The organism is Bradyrhizobium sp. Pa8 (assembly GCF_052588265.1).
This window is the reverse complement of the sequence record NZ_CP176767.1, coordinates 2,993,133-3,014,973: the sequence shown is the minus strand read 5'-3', so window position 1 is coordinate 3,014,973 and position 21,841 is coordinate 2,993,133. Positions and strand designations below refer to the sequence as shown.

The window sequence follows — 21,841 nt, the reverse complement described above, 5'->3', positions numbered from 1 at the left end:
CACCTGAATTTGTGGTGTTCGGCCTCGCCAGGCGTGCGGGGTAATCGCATCCAAATACTCGCGAGATTTCGTCATGCCCGGGCTTTTCCCGCCTGCGCGGCCGAAGCCGCTTCGGCGAGGCGAAGGCCCGGGCATCCACGTTCTTCGAACTGCAAGTAAGGCGTGGATGGCCGGGACAAGCCCGGCCATGACGCTGTGGAGGCTTAGTGCTTCAAACCTGGCTTCTCTGCCTAACGACGCAGCAGCCCACCGAGCGCGCCGCGCACCAGGGTGCGGCCGATCGAGCCACCGAGCTGGCCGGCGACCGACTTGCCGAGATTGGCCGCCATCCCCCCGATCACCTGGTTGGTGACCGATCGCGTCACGTCGCGCGCAATGACCTGGCCCGCCGACAGGCGGCCGCGCTTGACGTTGGTGCCGAAGATGGTGCCGACCATCGAGCCGATCTGGCCGAGGATGCCGCCGCCACCTTCGCCGCCCGCACCGGCATCGGCAGTCGCAGCCGTGCCGGCAATCCGCTTCTGGATCATCTCGTAGGCGGATTCGGCATCGACAGCGGTGTCGTATTTGCCCTTCACCGGGCTCGCATCCATGATCGCCTTGCGCTCTTCCGGCGTGATCGATCCGATGCGGGCCGATGGCGGCCGGATCATGACACGCTCGACCATCGTCGGCGTGCCGTTGCCTTCGAGGAAGGACACCAGCGCCTCGCCCTTGCCGAGCTCCATGATCACCTTGGCGGTGTCGAGCTTCGGGTTGGGCCGGAAGGTCTGCGCCGCGGCAGCGACCGCCTTCTGGTCGCGCGGGGTGAAGGCACGCAGCGCATGCTGGACACGGTTGCCCAATTGCCCGAGCACGCGGTCGGGCACGTCGATGGGGTTTTGCGTCACGAAGTAGACGCCGACGCCCTTGGATCGGATCAAACGCACCACCTGCTCGATCTTGTCCATCAATGCCTTCGGCGCGTCGTTGAACAACAGATGTGCCTCGTCGAAGAAGAACACCAGCTTCGGCTTCGGCAGATCGCCGGCCTCGGGCAGCTCCTCGAACAGTTCTGACAGCATCCACAGCAGGAATGTCGCGTAAAGCCGTGGACTCTGCAGCAGCTTGTCGGCAACAAGGATGTTGACCATGCCGCGACCGTCGCGATCGGTCTTCATGAAATCCTTCAGCGTCAGCGCCGGCTCGCCGAAGAATTTGGTGCCGCCCTGGTTCTCCAGCACCAGAAGCTGGCGCTGGATGGTGCCGACGGTGGCCTTGGTGACGTTGCCAAAACCCTGGGCCTCCTTCTTGATGTCGGCAAGCGGGCTTTCTTCGGCATCCGCGCCCTTCTTGCCCGCATCCGGCACGATCGCATCGAGCAGCGCGCGCAGATCCTTCATGTCGATGAGGGTCAGCCCGTTGTCGTCGGCGACGCGGAAGGCGACGTTGAGCACGCCTTCCTGCACGTCGTTCAGGTCGAGCATGCGCGCGAGCAGAAGCGGCCCCATCTCCGTGACGGTCGCTCGCACCGGGTGGCCCTGTTCGCCGAACACGTCCCAGAACACCGTCGAGAACTGGTCGGGCTGGAACGTCAGTCCCATCTCGGTGGCACGCTTGATGATGAAGTCCTTGGCTTCGCCGACCTCGGAGATGCCGGAGAGATCACCCTTGATGTCGGACGCGAAGACCGGAACGCCGGCGCGCGCAAATCCTTCCGCCATGACTTGCAGCGATACCGTCTTACCGGTTCCCGTTGCACCGGTGACGAGGCCGTGGCGATTGGCGAGCGCGAGCGTCAGCCATGCCTGCTCGTCTCCCTTGCCGACGAAGATCTTGTCGTCGGTGTCGCCGAGCTTGCTGTCCTGTGCGGTCATGCTTCTCTCTGATCTCTCTGCCGTGTTTCGCGTATTGAAACTCGAATGCGCCTGTTCCGTAGTTTAACGCATGTCGCGTGCGGATTAAAACCGTTCAACGCGCCCTGAGCATGCGACATTGTCGGAAACTTGCCGGCGACATCAGCCGAAAGTAGGGATGACGCGTTCGCACCGCGGCAATTTCTTGCAAAAATCCATCTCCGCTCTTGCATCGCTGCAACACTTTTCGCGCCTTCGGGAGTGAATCGGAACGTTGCGTGCGTTCATCGCTTGTATTTCACATCGCTCCGGATCAAGATCATTTCGGAAGCAATACTCCGGCATGCAAACCGGCTGAGGGGCGGGCCTTATGGACGAGCTGATCGGGCAGCTGGCGTCGAACGCCAGCATAGATAGTGCTGTCGCTGAAAAGACCGTCGGCATTATCCTGGGTTTCCTCCGCAGCGAAGGTCCTTCCGAGAACGTCGAAGCGCTGATCGATCAGATTCCCGGTGCGGAAGCGGCGATCGAGGCGTCCAGGAGCAGCGGCGGACTGTCGCGGCTGATGGGCGGCGGCCTGATGGCCGTCGGCACGCGCCTGATGGGCCTGGGGCTTGGCATGTCCGAGATTCAGAGCATTGCCCGTGAACTTTTCCGCTACGGCCGAGACAAAATCGGAGCGGATCAGATGGGCAAGATCATCGCGGGGACGCCAGGCCTCAGCCAGTTCGCCTGAGCGACGCTTTTCATATCGAGCATCATGACATATCCGATCTCCGAGATTGAGGGCCTGCCAGCCTTTGCCGCCAACAAGTTGAAGGCGCATGGAATCCGCACGACCGACGCGCTGCTCGAGGCGGCCTCGACCGTGAAGGGCCGCAAGGCGCTCGCCGCCAAGACCGGCATCAGCGAGCAGCAGCTGCTGGAATGGGCCAACGTCTCCGACTACATGCGCATTCCCGGGATGGGCCGGGCCAAGGTCGGCCTCGTCCGCGCCGCCGGCGTCACCACCGTGCGCGAGCTCGCCTATCGGAATCCGGCACGGCTCGCCCAGAGCATGCGGGAAGCCAACGAGAAGAAGAAGCTCGTCCGCATCCTGCCCTCGGAAAAATCGGTCGGCGACATCATCGCCAAGGCGAAGAAGCTGCCGCCGAAGATCACGTATTAGGGCATCTCCCTCGGCGTACGACCTGCCGCGTTAGCTCTCGGTGTCATACCCCGCGAAGGCGGGGTATCCAGTACGCTGCGGCTCCTCCGTATCACCGCACGGCCTCGGGCTACTGGATTGCCCGCTTTCGCGGGCAATGACAGCGGAGGCGATCGATGCTCCGCGAACACATCGACATTCGCCCCCAATCCCACCTTGAATCCCCCCTCCCCGACCGCTAAAGCGGGCCGCATGAATGCCTCGCCCTCCCCATCCGTCCCGCCGGCCGGCTCGGCCGGGCCTGACGTGTTACGGACGCTGCTGGAGCGGCCTCTCCCGGCAGTGATGGGCGTGCTCAACGTCACCCCGGATTCCTTCTCCGACGGCGGCGAGTTCATCGCGCCCGAGCTGGCGCTTGCGCGGGCGCGGGCGATGATCGAGGCCGGCGTCGACATCATCGACATCGGCGCCGAGTCCACCCGGCCCTACACGGGCGCCCGGCCGGTGACGGCGGCGGACGAGCTGGCCCGGCTGAAGCCGGTGCTGTCAGGCGTCGTGGCGCTGGGCGTCCCCGTATCGATCGACAGCATGAAGGCGGAGGTGGTGGCTTTTGCGCTCGACCAGGGCGCTGCGATCGCCAACGACGTCTGGGGCCTGCAGCGCGACACCGGCATGGCACAGCTCATCGCCGCGCGCGGCGTCCCCGTCATCGTCATGCACAACCGCGACAGCGTCGATCCCGCCATCGACATTGTCATGGACATGAAAGCGTTCTTCCTGCGCTCGCTCGATATCGCTGCAAAAGCCGGCATCGCGCGCGAAAAAATCGTGCTCGATCCCGGCATCGGCTTCGGCAAGACGGCCGAGCAGAGCATGACCGCGCTGGCGCGGCTGCGCGAATTCGACATGTTCGGCCTGCCGATCCTCGTTGGTGCCTCGCGAAAACGCTTCATCGCCTCGGTGTCGCCCTCGGAGCCGAAAGAACGGCTCGCCGGCTCGATTGCTGCGCATCTGATCGCCGCGCAGCGCGGCGCCAAGATCATCCGCACCCATGACGTCGCCGAGACCTTGCAGGCCCTGCGGGTCGCGAATGCAATCGAGAGCAAGCAATGACCGATACGATCTTCGTCACCGGCCTGTCGATCCACGCCCGCCACGGCGTGATGGATCACGAGACCGAAGTCGGCCAGCGCTTTGTCATCGATCTCGAGCTCTATACCGATTTGTCGGAGCCGTCGCGCAGCGACCGGCTCGCCGATACGGTGTCCTACGCCGAAGTTGTGGCGACCACGACGGCGGCGTTCAAGAACACCAACTACAAGCTGCTGGAGCGGGCAGCCGGCGCGGTCGCCGATGCCATCCTGTCGCACTTCCCGCGCATCCGCGCCGTGAAGATCACCGTGCACAAGCCGCATGCGCCGATCGCGGCGATTTTCGACGACGTCGGCATCATGCTGACGCGCTCGCGGCACCCCTGAGATGGCGAGCGTGCTGATCGCACTGGGCGGCAATGTCGGCGATGTCCGCACGACATTCCGCAAGGCGATCGCCCATATCTGCGGCATGGCGCAAGCCGCAATGATCGCGCGCTCCTCGGACTATGCGACGCCGCCCTGGGGCGACGAGGACCAGGATCCCTTCATCAATGCCTGCGTCGAGATCGAGACCAGCCTCGATCCGCATGCGCTCCTGTTCGTGATGCAGAAGGTCGAGCAGAAGTTCGGCCGCACACGGGACAAGGAGCGGCAATGGGGCCCGCGCACGCTCGATCTCGACATGATCGCCTATGACGATGTCAGCATGCAGAAGCCCGACCTGACCTTGCCGCATCCACGCCTGTTCGAGCGCGCCTTCGTGCTGGTGCCGCTGGCCGAAATCGCGCCCGACCGCGTGATCTCAGGCATTCGTGTGCGCGACGGGCTTGCCAGCGTCTCGACGCAAGGCATTGAGCGGCTTCCGGATACCGGTTAACCAAAAACAACCGTTTGCAGCGACGGCCGGCCGTGGCAATTTCGCCTGCGAACAACAAGATTTTTGGGAGCCCTTGGCCGTATGACCTCCGTGACTGACGACCTGCCGCTGGCGGCCGATTTTCCCAAGGCGACCGTCGACGACTGGCGCAAGCTGGTCGACGGCGTGCTGAAGGGCGCGCCGTTCGAGAAGCTGGTCGGCAAGACTTATGACGGCCTCAAGATCGACCCGCTCTATCCCCGCGCCAGGGGCGTTGCGCCCGTGGTGGGACGGCCTGCCGCCGCACCGTGGCAGATCATGCAGCGGATCGACCATCCCGATGCGGCGCTCGCAAATGCGCAGGCGCTGACGGATCTCGAGAACGGCGCGACCGGTCTCGCGCTGGTGTTCGCCGGCGGCAGTGGCGCTTACGGGTTCGGGCTGGAACCTTCGGCCGATGCGGTCGCTAAGGCCTTCAAGGATATTCATCTCGATGCCGGCATCGGCATCGAGCTCCAGATCGGTCCGCAATCGCGGATGGCGGCGATCCATGTCGCGGAATATGTGAAGAGCAACGGCCTCGATCCCGCCGCCTGCAACATCCGCTTCGGGCTCGATCCGCTCGCGGCCGGCGCGGTGTGGGGTCACAGCCCCTACACATGGGACGAGATCGTTCCGGCCGTCACCGGCGCCATCAAGGGTCTCGCCGCGCTCGGCTTCAAGGGACCGTTCGCGACCGCCGACGGGCGCGTGATCCACGATGCCGGCGGCTCCGAGGTGCAGGAACTCGCGTTCGTGCTCGCCTGCGGCGTGGCCTATCTGCGCGCGATTGAAGGCGCCGGCGTTCCGCTGGAGCAGGCGCAGGGGATGGTCTATGCACGGCTCGCCGCGGATGCCGACCAGTTCTTGACCATGGCAAAATTCCGCGCGCTGCGGCTGCTGTGGGCACGCATCGAGACCGCGTGCGGGCTGACGCCGAAGCCGCTGTTTATTGCGGCCGATACAGCCTGGCGCATGCTGACGCAGCGTGACCCTTACGTGAACATGCTGCGCGCGACCATCGCGACATTCGCGGCCGGGCTCGCCGGCGCCAATGCGATAACCGTGCTGCCGCATACGCTGGCGCTCGGATTGCCCGATCCGTTCGCGCGGCGCGTGGCGCGCAACACGCAAGCCCTGCTGCTGGAGGAAAGCAACCTCGCCAAGGTCAGCGATCCCGCCGCCGGCGCAGGCGGCATCGAGACATTGACGGCGCAGCTTTGCGAGGCCGCCTGGGCGCTGTTCCAGGAGAGCGAGAAAGCCGGCGGCGCCTTCGCCGCGCTTCAGCAGGGCCTGTTCCAGAGCAAGGTCGCGGCCGCGCGGAAGGCGCGCGACGCCAACATCGCAAAGCGCCGCGAGGTGCTGACAGGCGCCAGCGAGTTTCCAAACCTGCATGAGAGCGAAACGGCGGTGCTGAAGGCGACGCCGGTCGCGCTCGCCCCCTACGGCGAGCAGAAGTACAAGTTCGATGCGCTGCCGCCGATCCGGCTTGCGGAACCGTTCGAGGCGTTGCGCGACAAATCCGATGCGGCGCTGAAGGCGCGCGGTGCGCGGCCAAAGGTGTTTCTGGCCAATCTCGGCACGCCCGCCGATTTCACGGCGCGGGCGACCTTTGCCAAGAGCTTGTTCGAGGCCGGCGGCATCCAGGCCGTCGACAGCGAGGGCTCTGCCGATCCGGCCAAATTGGCCGCCGCATTCAAGGCCTCCGGCGCCGAGCTTGCCTGTCTTTGTTCCAGCGACAAGGTCTATCCGGAACACGCCGACGCCGCGGCGAAGGCCCTGCAAACGGCCGGTGCGCGACATATCTATCTGGCAGGCCGTCCGACTGATGCCGAGGCGGCACTCCGTGCGGCCGGCGTCACGGGTTTTGTCTTCGCCGGAGGCGATGCGCTTGCGACACTGCAAGACGCTTACCGACGGATGGAGCAGGCATGAGCGAAGCGGGCAAACCAGTTTTCACCGGCGGCTGCCAATGCGGCGCGGTGCGCTTTGCGATTTCGGCAACCCCGAACCGGGTTTCGATCTGCCATTGCCGGATGTGCCAGAAGGCGAGCGGCGCGCCGTTCGCGTCCTTCGCCGACATCAACCGGACGGACTTCGCCTGGACCAAGGGGCAGCCGTCGTTCTTCCGCTCCTCCTCGATCGCCGATCGCGGCTATTGCGCCGCCTGCGGCACGCCGCTGAGCTTTGGCCGCATCGACGGCGACCGGATCGAGATCATGACCGGCGCCTTCGACCGGCCCGACCAGATCATACCGGCGCGACAGTTCGGCACCGAGTCCCGTCTCGGCTGGGTGGTCGGCATCGCCAACCTGCCGAGCCAGACCACGCAACAGAATTACGGACCGGAGAAGATGGCGACCATCGTCAGCCATCAGCATCCGGATCATGATTGAGCGTCTATGATATGGTTGAAACCATGAGCCGCATTCCGAACTTTGCAGATGTCGCCTTCGAGCGCGCCGCGACCGCCGCGCCGTCAGGCAGCGCCGAGCCGTGGCTGACGCCTGAGGGCATTCTGGTGAAGCCCGCCTATGGCGAGGCCGATCTCGCCGGGCTCGATTTCCTCGAGACCTATCCGGGCATCCCGCCGTATCTGCGCGGGCCCTATCCGACCATGTATGTCAACCAGCCCTGGACCGTCCGGCAATATGCCGGCTTCTCCACCGCGGAGGATTCCAACGCGTTCTACCGCCGCAACTTAGCTGCCGGACAAAAAGGCCTCTCGGTCGCCTTCGATCTCGCCACCCATCGCGGCTATGACTCTGATCATCCGCGCGTCGGCGGCGACGTCGGCATGGCCGGTGTTGCGATCGATTCCATCTACGACATGCGCACGCTGTTCGCCGGGATTCCGCTCGACCAGATGAGCGTATCGATGACCATGAACGGCGCGGTGCTGCCGATCCTCGCGCTCTATGTCGCAGCTGCCGGTGAACAGGGCGTCGCGCCGGAAAAGCTGTCAGGCACCATTCAGAACGACATTCTGAAAGAGTTCATGGTGCGCAACACCTATATCTATCCGCCCGCGCCCTCGATGCGGATCATCTCGGACATCTTCGCCTACACGTCGCAAAAGATGCCCAAGTACAATTCGATCTCGATCTCCGGCTATCACATGCAGGAGGCCGGCGCTACGCAGGACCTCGAGCTCGCCTATACGCTCGCCGACGGCGTCGAATATCTGCGCGCAGGACTTGCCGCGGGCCTGGATGTCGACCGCTTCGCGCCGCGCCTGTCGTTCTTCTGGGCGATCGGCATGAACTTCTTCATGGAAGTCGCCAAGATGCGCGCCGCGCGGCTGCTCTGGGCGAAGCTGCTGAAGCCGTTCAACCCGAAAGACCCGCGCTCGCTCTCGCTGCGCACGCATTGCCAGACCTCGGGCTGGTCGCTGACCGCGCAGGACGTGTTCAACAACGTGATGCGCACGACGGTGGAGGCGATGGCTGCGACGCAGGGCCACACGCAGTCGCTGCACACCAACGCGCTCGACGAGGCACTGGCGCTGCCGACGGACTTCTCGGCCCGCATCGCCCGCAACACCCAGCTGTTCCTCCAGCAGGAGAGCGGCACCACCAGGATCATCGATCCCTGGGGCGGCTCCTATTACGTCGAGCGGCTCACGCGCGATCTCGCCGCGAAAGCCTGGAGCCATATCCAGGAGGTCGAGGAGCTCGGCGGCATGGCCAAGGCCATCGAGGCCGGCGTGCCAAAGCTGCGCATCGAGGAGGCCTCGGCCAAGACGCAAGCCCGGATCGATGCCGGCAAGCAGGCGGTGATCGGCGTCAACAAGTACAAGCCATCAGACGAAGCCCCGATCGACATCCTCAAGGTCGACAACACCAATGTCCGCCGCCTCCAGATCGACAAGCTGACGCGGCTCAAATCCGAGCGCAACCAGACCGACGTCGACGCGGCGCTTGCCGCGCTGACGCGCTCGGCCGGCGAAGGCAACGGCAATCTGCTCGCGCTCGCGATCGACGCGGCGCGGGCGAAGGCCACCGTCGGCGAAATCTCGGACGCGATGGAAAAGGTGTTCGGCCGGCACCGCGCCGAGATCAAGTCCATCACCGGCGTCTACAAGCGGGAGGCGTCCAGCATGGGTAACCAGGTCGAGAAGGTTCAGGCGCTGATCGACGCCTTCGAGGAGGCGGAAGGCCGCCGGCCCCGCATCCTGGTCGCCAAGATCGGCCAGGACGGCCACGACCGCGGCCAGAAGGTGATTGCCTCGGCCTTCGCCGACATCGGCTTCGACGTCGACATCGGGCCGCTGTTTGCAACTGCGGACGAAGCTGCGCGGCAGGCGGTCGAGAACGACGTGCACATCCTCGGCGTCTCCTCGCTCGCCGCCGCCCATCTCACCGCAGTGCCTGAACTCAAGGCCGCGCTGAAGAAACAGGGCCGCGACGACATCATGATCATTATCGGCGGTGTGGTGCCGCCGCAGGATTACGACGCGCTCTATGCGGCAGGCGCAGAAGCCATCTTCCCGCCGGGCACGGTGATCGCGGAAGCCGCCGAGGAGCTGATCCGCAAGCTGAATGCCCGGCTCGGGCATAGCGAGGCGGCGGAGTAGATGGTACGCTGGCCGTATCACCGGCCGGGTTGTCTCCATGACACGTGATGAGGTCATCGCTGCGATACGCAGGAACGCTGATGCCATCAAAGCCAAGGGCGTGTCGAAGCTCGCCATCCTCGGCACGCGGGCTGGCGACGATTATCGCCTGGACAGCGACATCGATGTCCTGGTCGAGGTCGAACCGGAGGCCTCTTTCTCGCTGCTCAACCTGATCGACGTCGAGCAGATCATCGAGGATGCGACCGGCTTGCAAGCGCAGGCGACCGTCCGGCGCTCCGCCTCCCCCCACTCTGCGCAGCAGATCGCAGACCACATCCTCGAAATATTCTGACGCTCACGTAAGGAGCACTCCCCTTGAAGTTCATGATCGGTTTGAGCGTCGCCATGGCGCTTAGCGCAACGTGCATCGTCTCCGCCTTCGCCGCAGACCCCAAGCCCGACGCCGTCGTCAAGACCAAGAGCATCGACGCCCGCGTCTTCCTCGACGACAGGATCAAGGCTGATGCGGCGCTGGCGGCGGATTGCCTTACAGAAGGCAGGAAGTGGCTCGACAAGAACGCGGCCGAGGCCGCCGCCTCGCGCAAAGAAGATCCGCAGTTCTTCAAGGACGGCGGCTGGGATTTCGAACGCAAATATGCGATGCGCTCCGTTGTCGGCGATCGCTATGTCAGCGTCCTGCGCAACGATTACATGGACACCCATGGCGCCCATCCCAATTCGGACGTGAACACGATCCTGTGGGACAAGACCGAGCACAAGCGCATCTCGATCCGCCCGTTCTTCACCGAGACCGTCGACAACGGGGCGACCATGAAGGCGATGGTGAAGGCCGTGATTGCTTCGCTGAGAGCCGAGAAGAAGAAGCGCGACACCAGCGAGACCGCAACCGACGAATGGTTCAAGAGCGTCGAGCCGAGCCTGCTCAAGATCGGCGCGGTGACGCTCGCGCCTTCAACCGAAGCGGGCAAGAGTTCCGGGCTCACCTTCCACTATCCGCCTTACGCCGTCGGCCCCTACGCCGAGGGCGAATATGTCGCCTTCGTGCCGTGGGAAACGCTGAAGACCTATCTCACGGCGGAAGGGATGCACATCTTCGGCGGCGCGCGACCGAAGGGCGACGCGGAAGAGCCGCAGTGATGATGTTTTGAGCAGCGACACGTTGCTCACAGCGCTGTGGTAGCGCTACCTTGCGGCGGCGCCGCAAAGCCGACTAGAATGCCTTCATTGACAAGAGCGCCCGGTGTCACGGGCGCCGCTGGGAGGCATTGATGTCCAAGATTTCGCGCCGCACTTTTGCGGCTTCTTCCGCCGCGATTGCCGCATCCGCAGCATTCGGTCTCACACCCGCACGCGCGCAGGCGTATCCGGCGCGCCCGGTCACCGTGATCGTGCCCTGGGGCGCCGGTGGCGGCACCGACGCGACTGCGCGCATTGTCGCAGCCCTTCTGGAAAAGGATCTCGGCCAGCCCTTCAACGTCGTCAACCGCACCGGCGGTTCAGGCGTGGTCGGCCATAGCGCGATCGCGACCGCGCAGCCGGACGGCTACACGATCGGCATGCTCACCGTCGAAATCTCGATGATGCACTGGCAGGGCCTCACCGAGCTGACGCCGAAGAGCTACACGCCGCTGGCGCTGATGAACGAGGACCCGCCCGGCATCCAGGTCTCCTCCTCCTCGCCCTACAAGACGGTGAAGGAGCTCGCCGAAGCCATCAAGGCGGCGCCTCCCGGCAAGTTCAAGGCGTCGGGCACCGGCCAGGGCGGCATCTGGCATCTCGCGCTGGTCGGCTGGATGCAGGCGATGGGCCTGCCCGCCAACCAGGTCGCCTGGGTGCCGTCGAACGGCGCGGCGCCCGCGATGCAGGATCTTGCCGCCGGCGGCCTCGACCTCACGACGTGCTCGGTGCCGGAAGCGCGCGCCATCATCGAGGCGGGCAAGGCAAGGAGCCTTGCCATCATGGCGCCGGCGCGCAACCCGATCTTCAAGGACGTGCCGACGCTGAAGGAGGCGATGGGCATCGACTACGCGACCGGCGCCTGGCGCGGCATCGGCGCGCCGAAGAACCTGCCGCCGGAGATCGCAACGAAGCTCACCGCGGCACTGAAGAAGGTCTACGACTCCGCCGAGTTCAAGGACTTCATGAGCAACCGCGGCTTCGGCACGGTGTGGGGCGATGCCGGTCAGTTCGCGAGCTTCATGGACAAGGGCGACGCCCAGATGGGCGAGGCGATGAAGGCCGCCGGCCTGAGCAAGGCGTGACGTTTCACCTCTCCCCGCGCTTGTCCGCCGAAGCTTCAGCGAAGGCGGATGCGGGGAGAGGGAACGCACCTCCCGGAATTTTGACAGGACCTCTCTCATGCGTCTTCCCGACTCCGTCACGGGATCGTTTCTCGTCGCGCTCGGCGCGGCGGCTGCCTATGGCGGCTGGATCCTGCCGCCCGTGCCGGGGCAGCCGGTCGGCCCCAACGTATTTCCGCTCGTGATCGGCATCGGGCTCGCGCTGTGCGGGCTCGCGATCGTGTTCGGCATCGGCCATTCCTTCGAGGAGGAGGAAGAGCTGGTCCCGCTCGAGGACGGCCAGGTGGCGGCTGCGCCGCCGCCGCAAGGAAAGCTCGAAGGCAAGCTCTACGGCCTGCGCGCCCTGCTGCCGCCGGCGCTGCTGCTGTTCTACGTCGCCGCCGCCGACCGGCTCGGCTTTATCATCACCGCGGCGATCATGGTCTACGTCACCTCGACCGCGCTCGGGGCGAAGTGGAAGCTGGCACTGCCGCTCGCGGCGCTGTCGCCCTTCGCCATCCACCTCATCTTCGGCAAGCTGCTGCGCGTGCCGCTCCCCGCCGGCCTGCTGCCGACGCCCTGGTGATCCCATGCTCAAGACCCTCATTGAAGCGTTCGCGCTGATCTCCACCTGGGAGGTCATCATCGCGATGTTCGCAGCCTCCGTTTACGGGCTCGTCATCGGCTCGCTGCCGGGCCTGTCCGCGACGATGGCGACCGCCCTGCTCGTTCCCGTCACCTTCTACCTCTCGCCGATCGCGGCAATCGCGACCATAGTCGCGGCCTCCTCGATGGCGATCTTTTCGGGCGACATCCCCGGCGCGCTGCTGCGCATTCCCGGCACCCCCGCTTCGGCAGCCTATGCCGACGAGGCCTACGCCATGACGCGCAAGGGCCAGGCCGAGCTGGCGCTGGGGGCCGGCGTCTGGTTCTCCGCCGTCGGCGGCATCGCCGGCGTGCTGTCGCTGATGATTTTGGCGCCGCCGCTCGCCGAGATCGCGCTGTCGTTCTCGACCTTCGAATATTTCTGGCTGGCGCTGCTCGGCCTGATGTGCGCCACTTTGGTTGCGCGCTCCTCGCCGGTGAAGGCGATCGCGGGCATGTTCCTCGGCCTGCTGGTGTCGTGCATCGGCATCGAGAATCCCGGCGGCGTGCCGCGCTTCACCTTCGGCATCACCGATTTGTTCGGCGGCATCGAGCCGATCCCGGCGCTGGTCGGCGTGTTCGCGGTGGCGCAGGTGATGCGCGCGATGCTGACGCCCGAGCCGCCGCCGCTGCCGCGGCGAAAATTCGGAAGCATCATGGCCGGTCAGTGGAAGCTGACCAGGAAATATCACTGGCAGATGACGCGCGGAAACATCATCGGCATCATCATCGGCGTGCTGCCCGGCGCCGGCGCCGACATGGCCGCCTGGGTCTCCTACGCGATGTCGAAGCGCTTCTCGAAGGAGCCGGAGAAATTCGGCACCGGCCACGTCGAGGGCCTGGTCGAGGCCGGCGCCAGCAACAACGCCAGCATCGCCTCGGGCTGGGTGCCCTCGCTGCTGTTCGGCATTCCCGGCGACACCATCGCGGCGATCGCGATCGGCGTGCTCTACATGAAGGGCCTCAATCCCGGCCCGACGCTGTTCACCGAGAAGGCGTCGAGCATGTACGCGATCTATCTGATGTTCATCATCGCGAACATCCTGATGATCCCGCTCGGCATCGCCATGATCCGGATCGCCGCCTACATCCTGCTGGCGCCGCGCTCCGCCATCATGCCGATCATCATGCTCTGCTGCGCGGTCGGCTCGTTTGCGATCGGCAACAACATGTTCGGCGTCGTCACCGTCGCCGCCTTCGGCGTGATCGGCTACGTGATGGAGGCGAACGGCTATCCGGTGGCCGCAATGGTGCTCGGCATCGTCATGGGCACCATGGTCGAGCAGGCTTTCGTGACCTCGCTGATCAAGTCGGACGGCAGCATCCTGCCGTTCTTCGAGCGGCCCGTCGCGGCGATCCTCGCCGCCATGGCGATCGGCGCGCTGCTGTGGCCCGTGATGGTGTGGGTCTGGCGCAAGGTGAAGCCGGTGCAGACGGCAGCGGCAACATCCCGGTGATAGGAGGCTGGCGGCCCTCGCCTGCCTCGTCGGGGCGTTGTAAAGCAGGGCATGACTGAGAAGAAGGCCTCGCTGGACATCAAGACCCTCGCCCGTGATCTCCGCGCCGGCAGCCGCGCGGCGCTCGCCCGGGCCATCACCCTGGTGGAGAGCCGGCGCGGCGACCATCAGGCGCTGGCGCGTGAGCTGGTGCAGATGCTGCTGCCCGACACCGGCAAGGCGGTTCGGGTCGGCATCACCGGCTCGCCCGGCGTCGGCAAGTCCACCACCATCGACGTGCTCGGGACGTACCTGATCGAACAAGGCAACAAGGTCGCGGTGCTCGCGGTCGATCCGTCCTCGGCGCGCAGCGGCGGCTCGATCCTTGGCGACAAGACGCGGATGGCGCGGCTGTCGGCCTCCGATGACGCCTTCATCCGTCCCTCGCCATCGTCGGGCACGCTCGGCGGCGTCGCCGCCAAGACGCGCGAGGCCATGCTGTTGTGCGAGGCCGCCGGCTTCGACGTCGTGCTGGTCGAGACCGTCGGCATCGGCCAGTCCGAGACCGCAGTCTGCGACATGACCGATTTCTTCCTCGCGCTGATGCTGCCGGGCGGCGGCGACGAGCTGCAAGGCATCAAGAAGGGCCTGGTCGAGCTCGCCGACATGATCGCGATCAACAAGGCCGACGGCGACAATCTCAAGCGCGCCAACATCACTGCCGCCGACTATCGCGGCGCGCTGCACATTTTGGCGCCGCGCTCCGAGCACTGGCATCCGCCGGTCGAGACCTATTCGGCGCTGACTGGCGACGGCATCGCAAAACTCTGGCAGAAGGTTCTGGATCACCGCAAGGCGATGAATGCATCCGGCGAGTTCGCCGCGCGGCGGCGCGAGCAGCAGGTGAAGTGGATGTGGTCGATGCTGGAGCAGCGCATGCTGGCGCGGCTGCGCAGCGAGGCATCGGTGCGGACCAAGGTCAGGAAGATCGAGGCTGAGGTGGCCGAAGGCCATCTCACGCCAGCACTCGCCGCCGAGCAGATTCTGGAGTTGCTGCAATGAGCGAAAAGCTCCGCATTCTCCTCACCGGCTTCGGACCGTTTCCCGGCGCGCCCTATAACCCGACCCAGCCGCTGGTGGCGCGACTGGCGCAATTGCGCCGCCCGGCGCTCGACGATGTCGCGCTCGCCACCCACATCTTCCCGGTCACCTATGCCGCGGTCGACCGGCAATTGCCCGACGTACTCGCGAAGCAGAAGCCGGATGCGCTGCTGATGTTCGGCCTCGCCGCGCGCACGCCGTACCTTCGCATCGAGACCCGCGCCCGCAATGCCGTGACCATGCTCTGGCCCGATGCCGCTAACACCCGCTCCAGCAAGCGCGGCATCGCCGGCCATGCGGACGCGATGACGTTTGGTCCGCACACGGCAAGACTGCTGCGCGCAGCGCGCCTCACCGGCATCGACGCGCGCGCCTCGCGCGATGCCGGCGCCTATCTCTGCAATTATCTCAGCTGGCGCGCGATCGAGAACGTGAGGGCGGGCGGACCGCAGCTTGCGGCGTTCATCCACATTCCCCTGCTCGCGCGCAGCGGCGCTGTGCGCCGCAAGGGCGCAGCCCGGATCACGCTGGAGGAGCTGGTGGACGCGGGGGAAGCGATGCTGATGGAGATGGTGGGGCTGGCAAGGAAGAGGCGGAACACGCCGGCTTCGTAGGGTGGATTAGCGTAAGCGTAATCCACCTCTTCTGCGTCAACCCGTTCCGTGCTCGCGGTGACATGGTGGGTTACGCCTAGCGGACTGCGCTTTGCGCAGCCGCAGGGCTAACCCACCCTACGGCACCGTCTTTGCGGTAAACATTTAACCCTACCGCGAACAATCCTCACCGCCCCAGCCACCCTGCGCTACCTAGTCGGTCGCGGACCTCCCGCGTCCGCCGAAGGATGCGTCATGGACCTCAACCGCCGTCATCTCATCGGAGCTTCGACCGCAGGCATCGCGGGCGCACTCGCCATGCCGGCCGATGCCGCGCGCGCAGCGCCGCTGACATCCCTGCTCGGCCGCGATGCCACGCAATTCGGCGTGCGGCCCGGCAGCAGCGAGGACCAGACCCGCGTGCTCCAGCGCGCCATCGACGAAGCTGCGCGGGCACAGGTGCCGCTGGCGCTGCCACCCGGCATCTATCGCAGCGGATTGCTGCGGTTGCCGAATGGTGCCCAGCTGATCGGCGTGCGCGGCGCGACCAAACTCATGTTCACCGGCGGCGCTTCCGCGATCCAGAGCGACGGCTCGGACTCGATCGGCCTGACCGGCATCACCTTCGACGGCGGCGGCATCCCGCTGCCGACCCGGCGCGGGTTGATCCACGTCCTTGGCGGGCGTGACGTCCGCATCACCGATTGCGAGATCACCGGCTCCGGCGGCAGCGGCATCTGGCTCGAGCAGGTGTCCGGCGACATCTCCGGCAACATCTTCACCAGCATCGCGGTGACGGCAGTCGTCTCCTTCGATGCCAGGGGCCTCAGCGTCTCGCGCAACACCATCATCGGCACCAACGACAACGGCATCGAGATCCTGCGCACCGCAATCGGCGATGACGGCACGCTGGTCACTGATAACCGCATCGAGGACATCAAGGCCGGTCCCGGCGGCTCAGGCCAGTACGGCAACGCCATCAACGCGTTTCGCGCCGGCAACGTGATCGTGCGCGGCAACCGCATCAGGAACTGCGATTACTCGGCGGTGCGCGGCAATTCGGCCTCGAACATCCACATATCAGGCAACAGCGTCAGCGACGTGCGCGAGGTCGCGCTCTATTCGGAGTTCGCGTTCGAGGCCGCGGTGATCGCCAACAACACGGTCGATGGTGCCGCCGTCGGCGTCTCCGTCTGCAATTTCAACGAAGGCGGCCGCATCGCGGTGGTCCAGGGCAACATCATCCGCAATCTGATCCCGAAGCGGCCGATCGGCACCGCCCCCGACGACGATGCCGGTGTCGGCATCTACGTCGAGGCTGACAGCTCCGTGACCGGCAATGTGATCGAGAACACGCCGTCCTACGGCATCGTCGCCGGCTGGGGCAAATATCTGCGCGATGTCGCGATCACGGGCAATGTGATCCGCAAGGCGCTGGCCGGCGTCGGCGTCTCCGTGGTGTCCGGCGCGGGCACCGCCCTCGTCAACAACAACATGATCTCGGAAACCCCGCGCGGCGCCGTGGTTGGGCTCGATCACGCCCGTGCGGTGACGTCGGATCTGTCGGCCGACGGCGCGCAGCGCTTCGCACAGCTGGTGGTCGGCGGCAATGTCGTGCGGCGGTAGGTGTGGCTGACAACGGGGCCGCTCATCCTTCGGGGCTCGCACTGCGGTGCTCTGCACCGCAGAACTCGCACCTCAGGATGACGGGGTTGGGGAGGACGCGGTGGTCCTCTTGAACATTCGCCCCTTAAAACGCGTTCCGCAGCAGCGGGTACTTCGCTTCCAGGCCGTCGAGGCTGAAGGTGAATTCGACGACGCGCTCGGGAGCGGCGACGATTTCGGCGGCGGGCGGGGCGAACTGCGGCAGGAGCGTTGCCATTGCAGCAGGCGTGGCGGGCGGCGCCTTCACGGCAGGTGCGGTGAACGCCGCCATTGCGGCAGGCACGGCGACCGGCGACCTCACAGCAGGTGCGGTGAGCGGCGCCCGCGCAGCAGGAGCCTTGAGCGGTGCGACAGCGGCAGGCGCAGTGAACAATGCCACCGCAGCAGGCGTCGCTCGCGGCGCGAGCGGGGCTTCGGTGATTTCGGGAAGGACCTCCGGCTTGGGCCCGAGCCTGACCGGCACGGCGGTCTCTGCGGCGATGTGGACGGCCTTCGGCTGCACGGTCTGCGCCTGTTGCTCGCGCGGAAACACGCGGGGCATGGTCGCCGGCGACCAGCCGAACACGGGCGAGACACTCGCCGCCGCCGCAGCCACGTCGGCACCGGTCGCGAGCGCGCGCCAGGTCTGGACGGCGCGCTTGGCTTCCTGGATGTTTTCGAGGAATGCGATCTCGGAGTGGTAGCGGCGCCAGCGTCCGGTCTCGAACATTTCGGAGAGATGTTCCAGCCGCTGCTCGGCGAGAGCGCACCAGCGTGCCGCAATGTCGCGGCCACGCGCCACGTCGCGAACAGCCTCTTGGCGATGTGTCATAAACCAGCCCGTCAGGTGAAAAATACGGACGCGACGCAACGCACACGAATCAATTTAGACGCGACATGAATATTTTGTGGAAAAGTTTTGACTTGTCCAGCAACGACACGCCGGTCGTCGTCAATAACCGTAGTCGTGCGGAGAAATGCTGTGTTTTCGAGTCAAGCTTCGCACAAGCATAACCGGCCTGCGGGGCGACTCCCGGACGCCGACGATGGGCGCCGCCACGTTCGCTCAACCGGAAGCTGATCGCGCGGAGCGGTTCAAGAAATCAGACGCCTGAAAAGAAAAGACCCGTCCGGGGGGACAACCGGACGGGTCGAGCCATATGGGCGCTTGGGGTGGATGGGCGCTCGCGCCTGATATGACTTATGGGGAGGGATGACCGCTCCCACATAATTTGGTCGTGGCAGCCGGCTGAACGTTCAATGCGGCGTTCGATTTCTTGGCCTTCGCACCGCGCGCAAAGTTGTCGCAGCCGCTATCGCGTCGCCGGCCTATCCGCCTGAGAAATCGTGGATTTATCGTCTGCACTCGACAGCGAGGGTTGTTCGATCGCGCGGACGCCAGGCTCGTCGCGACGCTTCTCGCCATCTTCACGTTTTGTTGTACCGGACGCAGCCGCAACAGGCGTTGCGCTGTCGACGGGAACAGCCATCACCGCGGCAAACGCGTCGGCCTCACCGTCGCCGAAGAGATCATCACGGCCGGGTGAACCGAGGTCGCGCGCGGTCTTCGCCAGCGTCATGCGCAGCGCCTCCGGCTTGAGCGTGTAATTGCGCTCGAGCAGCAGCGCGGCGACGCCCGAGACATAGGCGGCCGAGAACGAGGTCCCCGAGGTCATCTGATACTTGCCGTCCGGCGCGGGCAGGAAGATGTCGACGCCAGGCGCCGCCAGCGCGATGTAATTGCCGCGGTTGGACGCCGAGAACAGCTTGTCCTGCTGGTCGGTTGCGCTGACCGCGATCACGTTGGGATTGGCGGCCGGATAGAGCGGCGGCGATCTCGCGCCGGCATTGCCGGCAGCCGCGATCAGCACCAGCCCGCGGGCGGCGGTCGCCGCGATGGCGCGTTCGATCACGGCGTCCTTCGGACCGGCAAAGCTCATATTGACGATCTGCGCGCCGTGCTCGGCGGCGTAATTCAGTGAGCGCAGGACGATGTAGGACGAGCTCTGAGCTCCACCTGTCGAGCCGCCAAAGGCGCGGATGGCGATGATGCGCGCCTCGGGCGCGCTACCCATCAGCTTGGCATGCGCCACGATGGCGCCGGCAATGCCGGTGCCGTGGACATGCGGGCCCTCGGTGCTGCCGAGCGCATCAAAATTGTCGGCGATGGAATGGGCGAGCTCGGGATGTTGGGCGTCGATGCCGGAGTCGATCACGGCAATCGTCACGTTGGTGCCGTGCGCCAGCGTATGTGCTTGCGGCAGGCGAAGCCTGGCCAGCGCATATTGCGCGGGATCGCCCTCGGTCGGCACCGACGATTTCTGATCCTGGAGCACGTAGCGGAAGTTCGGCTGGACCGAACGTACGCTGCCGTCGGCGGCGAACTCACGCCGCACCGTCTCGGAAGGCCGGCCGTCCGTGATGCGGAACAGGCCGAACGTCGCCCCGATCAGCGGGAAATTCTCGGATGAGACGCGCGTCAGGCCGTGGCGACGCGCAAGTTCGTCGGCTTCGGTCGCCGGCAGCGCGCCGTCGATCTCGGCCACGAATTCATTGGCGAAGGTGCGCAAGTCGACGGCGGCCGGCGTGCCGTTGCCCCGCCCCTTCCCGGCGCTCTTCTTGCCCGATTTGCCTGCGCCATCGCCGCCTGCGCCCGGCTGCGCCAGGCATTCGCCGTCGGCGTCGCGATAGGGGGCGGTGCAGGCCGGATAGAGGTTCGGCGAATAGCGCGCATAGGGCAGCACTGGGGTCGGCCTCATCCGCGCCGTGATGGTGGTACGCGGGATAGCAGGGATAGCCCGCGGGCCGGGGGCGACGCCGACGGCCCGGGCGCCGACACCGGGGCTGACGCGCGCGGCGATGCTGGGAGAGATGGTCGGGGTGCGCGTGGGGACGCTGATCGTCGGCGTGCGCATGATCGCCTGCGCCTGCGCAACCTCGACGCCGAGACCGGCGAGCAGGAGTGCAGCTCCGACCGATGAAGCGTAGGCCCCGGCTCGCGACTTACTCTCGGACGTGCGCGTCATCGGTGCAGCGGCGCCTTACGGCGCCGCAACGGCGAGGTTGACGAACTTCTCGCGCGACATCCTGCCGAGCAGCGAGGCGAGCTCGTCCCGGCTCATCGCCTTGTCGAACTGGAGACGGAACATGCCGCCCTTGGCATCGCCGATGATCGAAGCCTGGTAGCTGTCGAGCAGCGCGGTGATGTCGGCGACGCGCGCCTCGGGCGTAAAGCGCACCAGCGCGCGCGCAGGTGCAGCTCCAAGATCGCGCGTGATCGGCGCGCCGACCGACAGCGAAGCGGTCTCGAAGGTCGCGGTCTGGGTCTTCATCAGCACGGCGCCGATGATGCCGGCCTGGAGCAGCAGCGCGATGGCACCCAGGCTCGCCGACCAGGCCAGCGTACGCGGCGACAGGCTCGAGAAGAAGGTCGCGATGCGCGCCGAGAGCGGCAGCGAACCGACCGGCCGTGCAGGCTCGGCATCGATCGCGGCGAACAGCTTCTGCATCGCCCGCGCCGACGGAGCCCCCAAGCTCTCGTTCAGATGGATGGTCTCTTCGTACTCGCCGCGGATCGCGGCATATTGCTTTGCGAGCGCCGGATCACGCGCCAGCGCTTCGTCGACGCGGCGAGCGTCACGCGCGTTCAGCGTGCCGGCGGCGTGCCAGGGCAGCAGCAGTTCAATTTCACTGGGCTCTTGCTCCAGCATCTTCTTGCTCAATGCCATCATGGCCAGCCTCGCTCAACGCCGGCTGCCTTCAGCAGTTCGGCCAGTTTCTTGCGCGCATAAAACAAGCGCGTCTTCACAGTGTTCTCCGGAATACCGACGATTTCGGCCACTTCTTCCACGGATTTCTCGTGGTAGTAGACGAGATCGACGATTTCCCGATGGTCCGGCGAGAGGCCCGTCAGACACTCCCGCAACGCTTCACTGGTATCCTTCTTCTGCACCGCGATTTCCGGATCGTCAGACGAATCCTCGATCGCGTTGGCAGCTTCGTCGTCCAACCCAACGTCCTTCCTGCGCCGGAGCGCAGACAGGGCCTTGAATCGGGTGATTGCCAGCAGCCAGGTGGAGACGGCGGATCGACCCTCGAACTTGCCGGCTTGACGCCAGACGTCGAGAAACACCTCGCTGATGAGGTCTTCCGCCGCCTGCTCATCCCGCACGAGCCTCAGCCCGAACCTGTAGACCCTGACATGGTGCCGCCCGTACAGCACCTGCATGGCGAGCCGGTCACCTTGAGCGATCCTGGCGATCAGGACCTCGTCCGAAGCCGCCTGTGTCACGCTCAATGCCCGTCTCGCAAAGTTGGTCGGGACTGCGCGGCGGACGGTTCGACGGGCGGGGCGAAATTCTTCAGCCTACCGCAGTCACACGGGGGTCTGTGTGATCTACCCCACATACGCGAATTTTCCTTTTGCCGCCCGCGGCGGTTGGCCGGCTCGCTCGATAACGGTAACATAGTAATGATGCATTCCCTGCGCAATGCCGTCCGGCGCGGACGGCCCGACATGATGGAACCATAGCAGCCCTGCACGACGTATGTCTCACCAAGCCCTGCTTTGGCTCGACCCCGTCGCCAACAATG

General features: G+C 65.7%; 21 protein-coding genes. 16 read left to right on the top strand and 5 right to left on the bottom strand.

The genetic code is table 11. From position 1 onward, the window contains the following. Window positions 1-230: 230 nt before the first annotated feature. On the bottom strand, window positions 231-1,856 hold the full coding sequence (locus ACKWRH_RS13625) for a helicase HerA-like domain-containing protein (protein WP_445220958.1): 1,626 nt from the start codon (window positions 1,854-1,856) through the stop codon (window positions 231-233). A 349-nt stretch (window positions 1,857-2,205) separates the two neighbouring features. Here ACKWRH_RS13625 and ACKWRH_RS13620 point away from each other — a divergent pair, with 349 nt between their 5' ends. The 16 genes from ACKWRH_RS13620 to ACKWRH_RS13545 all read left to right on the top strand — a co-directional run bounded on the left by ACKWRH_RS13620 (window position 2,206) and on the right by ACKWRH_RS13545 (window position 17,230). Beyond that, window positions 2,206-2,571, top strand: a complete 366-nt coding sequence (locus ACKWRH_RS13620; protein ID WP_028153545.1) for a hypothetical protein — start codon at window positions 2,206-2,208, stop codon at window positions 2,569-2,571. A 24-nt stretch (window positions 2,572-2,595) separates the two neighbouring features. Next, a complete protein-coding gene (locus ACKWRH_RS13615; protein ID WP_028153544.1) occupies window positions 2,596-3,003 on the top strand; it encodes a DUF4332 domain-containing protein in 408 nt (135 codons plus the stop codon). A 231-nt stretch (window positions 3,004-3,234) separates the two neighbouring features. After that, the gene (folP, locus tag ACKWRH_RS13610) at window positions 3,235-4,095 is read left to right on the top strand and encodes a dihydropteroate synthase (RefSeq protein ID WP_445220957.1); all 861 of its coding nucleotides are present in this window, start codon (window positions 3,235-3,237) and stop codon (window positions 4,093-4,095) included. After that, window positions 4,092-4,460 carry a dihydroneopterin aldolase gene (folB, locus tag ACKWRH_RS13605; RefSeq protein WP_008553485.1) on the top strand — a complete coding sequence of 123 codons (369 nt, stop codon included), beginning with the start codon at window positions 4,092-4,094 and terminating at the stop codon, window positions 4,458-4,460. The genes folP and folB overlap by 4 nt, the downstream gene beginning before the upstream one ends. 1 nt (window position 4,461) lies before the next feature. Continuing rightward, on the top strand, window positions 4,462-4,953 hold the full coding sequence (gene folK, locus ACKWRH_RS13600; protein WP_445220956.1) for a 2-amino-4-hydroxy-6-hydroxymethyldihydropteridine diphosphokinase: 492 nt from the start codon (window positions 4,462-4,464) through the stop codon (window positions 4,951-4,953). An 81-nt stretch (window positions 4,954-5,034) separates the two neighbouring features. Then, window positions 5,035-6,906: a methylmalonyl-CoA mutase family protein gene (locus ACKWRH_RS13595; protein ID WP_445220955.1), complete on the top strand. Its 1,872-nt coding sequence runs from the start codon at window positions 5,035-5,037 to the stop codon at window positions 6,904-6,906. Then, window positions 6,903-7,367 (top strand): GFA family protein, encoded by a 465-nt coding sequence (locus ACKWRH_RS13590; RefSeq protein WP_282518859.1) that lies wholly within the window; start codon window positions 6,903-6,905, stop codon window positions 7,365-7,367. The genes ACKWRH_RS13595 and ACKWRH_RS13590 overlap by 4 nt, the downstream gene beginning before the upstream one ends. A gap of 23 nt (window positions 7,368-7,390) precedes the next feature. Continuing rightward, window positions 7,391-9,547, top strand: coding sequence for a methylmalonyl-CoA mutase (scpA, locus tag ACKWRH_RS13585; protein ID WP_445222391.1), 2,157 nt, complete (start codon window positions 7,391-7,393; stop codon window positions 9,545-9,547). Window positions 9,548-9,584: 37 nt separating this feature from the next. Further along, the gene (locus ACKWRH_RS13580; RefSeq protein WP_445220954.1) at window positions 9,585-9,881 is read left to right on the top strand and encodes a nucleotidyltransferase family protein; all 297 of its coding nucleotides are present in this window, start codon (window positions 9,585-9,587) and stop codon (window positions 9,879-9,881) included. 32 nt (window positions 9,882-9,913) lie between these two features. Further along, complete coding sequence (locus tag ACKWRH_RS13575; RefSeq protein WP_445222390.1) at window positions 9,914-10,687, top strand: RsiV family protein; 774 nt, start codon at window positions 9,914-9,916, stop codon at window positions 10,685-10,687. A 131-nt stretch (window positions 10,688-10,818) separates the two neighbouring features. Further along, the gene (locus tag ACKWRH_RS13570) at window positions 10,819-11,811 is read left to right on the top strand and encodes a tripartite tricarboxylate transporter substrate binding protein (RefSeq protein WP_028146998.1); all 993 of its coding nucleotides are present in this window, start codon (window positions 10,819-10,821) and stop codon (window positions 11,809-11,811) included. Window positions 11,812-11,908: 97 nt separating this feature from the next. Beyond that, window positions 11,909-12,415 (top strand): tripartite tricarboxylate transporter TctB family protein, encoded by a 507-nt coding sequence (locus ACKWRH_RS13565; RefSeq protein ID WP_445220953.1) that lies wholly within the window; start codon window positions 11,909-11,911, stop codon window positions 12,413-12,415. A 4-nt stretch (window positions 12,416-12,419) separates the two neighbouring features. After that, a complete protein-coding gene (locus tag ACKWRH_RS13560) occupies window positions 12,420-13,931 on the top strand; it encodes a tripartite tricarboxylate transporter permease (protein ID WP_445220952.1) in 1,512 nt (503 codons plus the stop codon). A 51-nt stretch (window positions 13,932-13,982) separates the two neighbouring features. Then, complete coding sequence (gene meaB / locus ACKWRH_RS13555) at window positions 13,983-14,972, top strand: methylmalonyl Co-A mutase-associated GTPase MeaB (protein WP_445220951.1); 990 nt, start codon at window positions 13,983-13,985, stop codon at window positions 14,970-14,972. After that, the gene (locus tag ACKWRH_RS13550) at window positions 14,969-15,625 is read left to right on the top strand and encodes a pyroglutamyl-peptidase I family protein (protein ID WP_445220950.1); all 657 of its coding nucleotides are present in this window, start codon (window positions 14,969-14,971) and stop codon (window positions 15,623-15,625) included. Before meaB ends, ACKWRH_RS13550 begins: the two co-directional genes overlap by 4 nt. Before the next feature lie 234 nt (window positions 15,626-15,859). Next, window positions 15,860-17,230, top strand: coding sequence for a TIGR03808 family TAT-translocated repetitive protein (locus ACKWRH_RS13545; protein ID WP_445220949.1), 1,371 nt, complete (start codon window positions 15,860-15,862; stop codon window positions 17,228-17,230). Between the two features lie 124 nt (window positions 17,231-17,354). On the opposite strand, the gene ACKWRH_RS13540 is transcribed toward ACKWRH_RS13545, so the two are convergent. The 4 genes from ACKWRH_RS13540 to ACKWRH_RS13525 all read right to left on the bottom strand — a co-directional run bounded on the left by ACKWRH_RS13540 (window position 17,355) and on the right by ACKWRH_RS13525 (window position 21,545). After that, window positions 17,355-18,080, bottom strand: a complete 726-nt coding sequence (locus ACKWRH_RS13540; protein WP_445220948.1) for a TIGR03809 family protein — start codon at window positions 18,078-18,080, stop codon at window positions 17,355-17,357. 481 nt (window positions 18,081-18,561) lie between these two features. After that, window positions 18,562-20,274: a S8 family serine peptidase gene (locus ACKWRH_RS13535; RefSeq protein ID WP_445220947.1), complete on the bottom strand. Its 1,713-nt coding sequence runs from the start codon at window positions 20,272-20,274 to the stop codon at window positions 18,562-18,564. 15 nt (window positions 20,275-20,289) lie between these two features. After that, window positions 20,290-20,979: a hypothetical protein gene (locus ACKWRH_RS13530; protein ID WP_445220946.1), complete on the bottom strand. Its 690-nt coding sequence runs from the start codon at window positions 20,977-20,979 to the stop codon at window positions 20,290-20,292. Then, complete coding sequence (locus ACKWRH_RS13525; protein WP_008140099.1) at window positions 20,976-21,545, bottom strand: sigma-70 family RNA polymerase sigma factor; 570 nt, start codon at window positions 21,543-21,545, stop codon at window positions 20,976-20,978. Before ACKWRH_RS13525 ends, ACKWRH_RS13530 begins: the two co-directional genes overlap by 4 nt. Between the last annotated feature and the right edge of the window lie 296 nt (window positions 21,546-21,841).

Bases quoted from the DNA above. Each gene is read 5' to 3' on its own strand.
- ACKWRH_RS13625 (WP_445220958.1), bottom strand. From the start codon at position 1,856: ATGACCGCACAGGACAGCAAGCTCGGCGACACCGACGACAAGATCTTC.
- ACKWRH_RS13620 (WP_028153545.1), top strand. From the start codon at position 2,206: ATGGACGAGCTGATCGGGCAGCTGGCGTCGAACGCCAGCATAGATAGT.
- ACKWRH_RS13615 (WP_028153544.1), top strand. From the start codon at position 2,596: ATGACATATCCGATCTCCGAGATTGAGGGCCTGCCAGCCTTTGCCGCC.
- folP (WP_445220957.1), top strand. From the start codon at position 3,235: ATGAATGCCTCGCCCTCCCCATCCGTCCCGCCGGCCGGCTCGGCCGGG.
- folB (WP_008553485.1), top strand. From the start codon at position 4,092: ATGACCGATACGATCTTCGTCACCGGCCTGTCGATCCACGCCCGCCAC.
- folK (WP_445220956.1), top strand. From the start codon at position 4,462: ATGGCGAGCGTGCTGATCGCACTGGGCGGCAATGTCGGCGATGTCCGC.
- ACKWRH_RS13595 (WP_445220955.1), top strand. From the start codon at position 5,035: ATGACCTCCGTGACTGACGACCTGCCGCTGGCGGCCGATTTTCCCAAG.
- ACKWRH_RS13590 (WP_282518859.1), top strand. From the start codon at position 6,903: ATGAGCGAAGCGGGCAAACCAGTTTTCACCGGCGGCTGCCAATGCGGC.
- scpA (WP_445222391.1), top strand. From the start codon at position 7,391: ATGAGCCGCATTCCGAACTTTGCAGATGTCGCCTTCGAGCGCGCCGCG.
- ACKWRH_RS13580 (WP_445220954.1), top strand. From the start codon at position 9,585: ATGACACGTGATGAGGTCATCGCTGCGATACGCAGGAACGCTGATGCC.
- ACKWRH_RS13575 (WP_445222390.1), top strand. From the start codon at position 9,914: ATGATCGGTTTGAGCGTCGCCATGGCGCTTAGCGCAACGTGCATCGTC.
- ACKWRH_RS13570 (WP_028146998.1), top strand. From the start codon at position 10,819: ATGTCCAAGATTTCGCGCCGCACTTTTGCGGCTTCTTCCGCCGCGATT.
- ACKWRH_RS13565 (WP_445220953.1), top strand. From the start codon at position 11,909: ATGCGTCTTCCCGACTCCGTCACGGGATCGTTTCTCGTCGCGCTCGGC.
- ACKWRH_RS13560 (WP_445220952.1), top strand. From the start codon at position 12,420: ATGCTCAAGACCCTCATTGAAGCGTTCGCGCTGATCTCCACCTGGGAG.
- meaB (WP_445220951.1), top strand. From the start codon at position 13,983: ATGACTGAGAAGAAGGCCTCGCTGGACATCAAGACCCTCGCCCGTGAT.
- ACKWRH_RS13550 (WP_445220950.1), top strand. From the start codon at position 14,969: ATGAGCGAAAAGCTCCGCATTCTCCTCACCGGCTTCGGACCGTTTCCC.
- ACKWRH_RS13545 (WP_445220949.1), top strand. From the start codon at position 15,860: ATGGACCTCAACCGCCGTCATCTCATCGGAGCTTCGACCGCAGGCATC.
- ACKWRH_RS13540 (WP_445220948.1), bottom strand. From the start codon at position 18,080: ATGACACATCGCCAAGAGGCTGTTCGCGACGTGGCGCGTGGCCGCGAC.
- ACKWRH_RS13535 (WP_445220947.1), bottom strand. From the start codon at position 20,274: ATGACGCGCACGTCCGAGAGTAAGTCGCGAGCCGGGGCCTACGCTTCA.
- ACKWRH_RS13530 (WP_445220946.1), bottom strand. From the start codon at position 20,979: ATGATGGCATTGAGCAAGAAGATGCTGGAGCAAGAGCCCAGTGAAATT.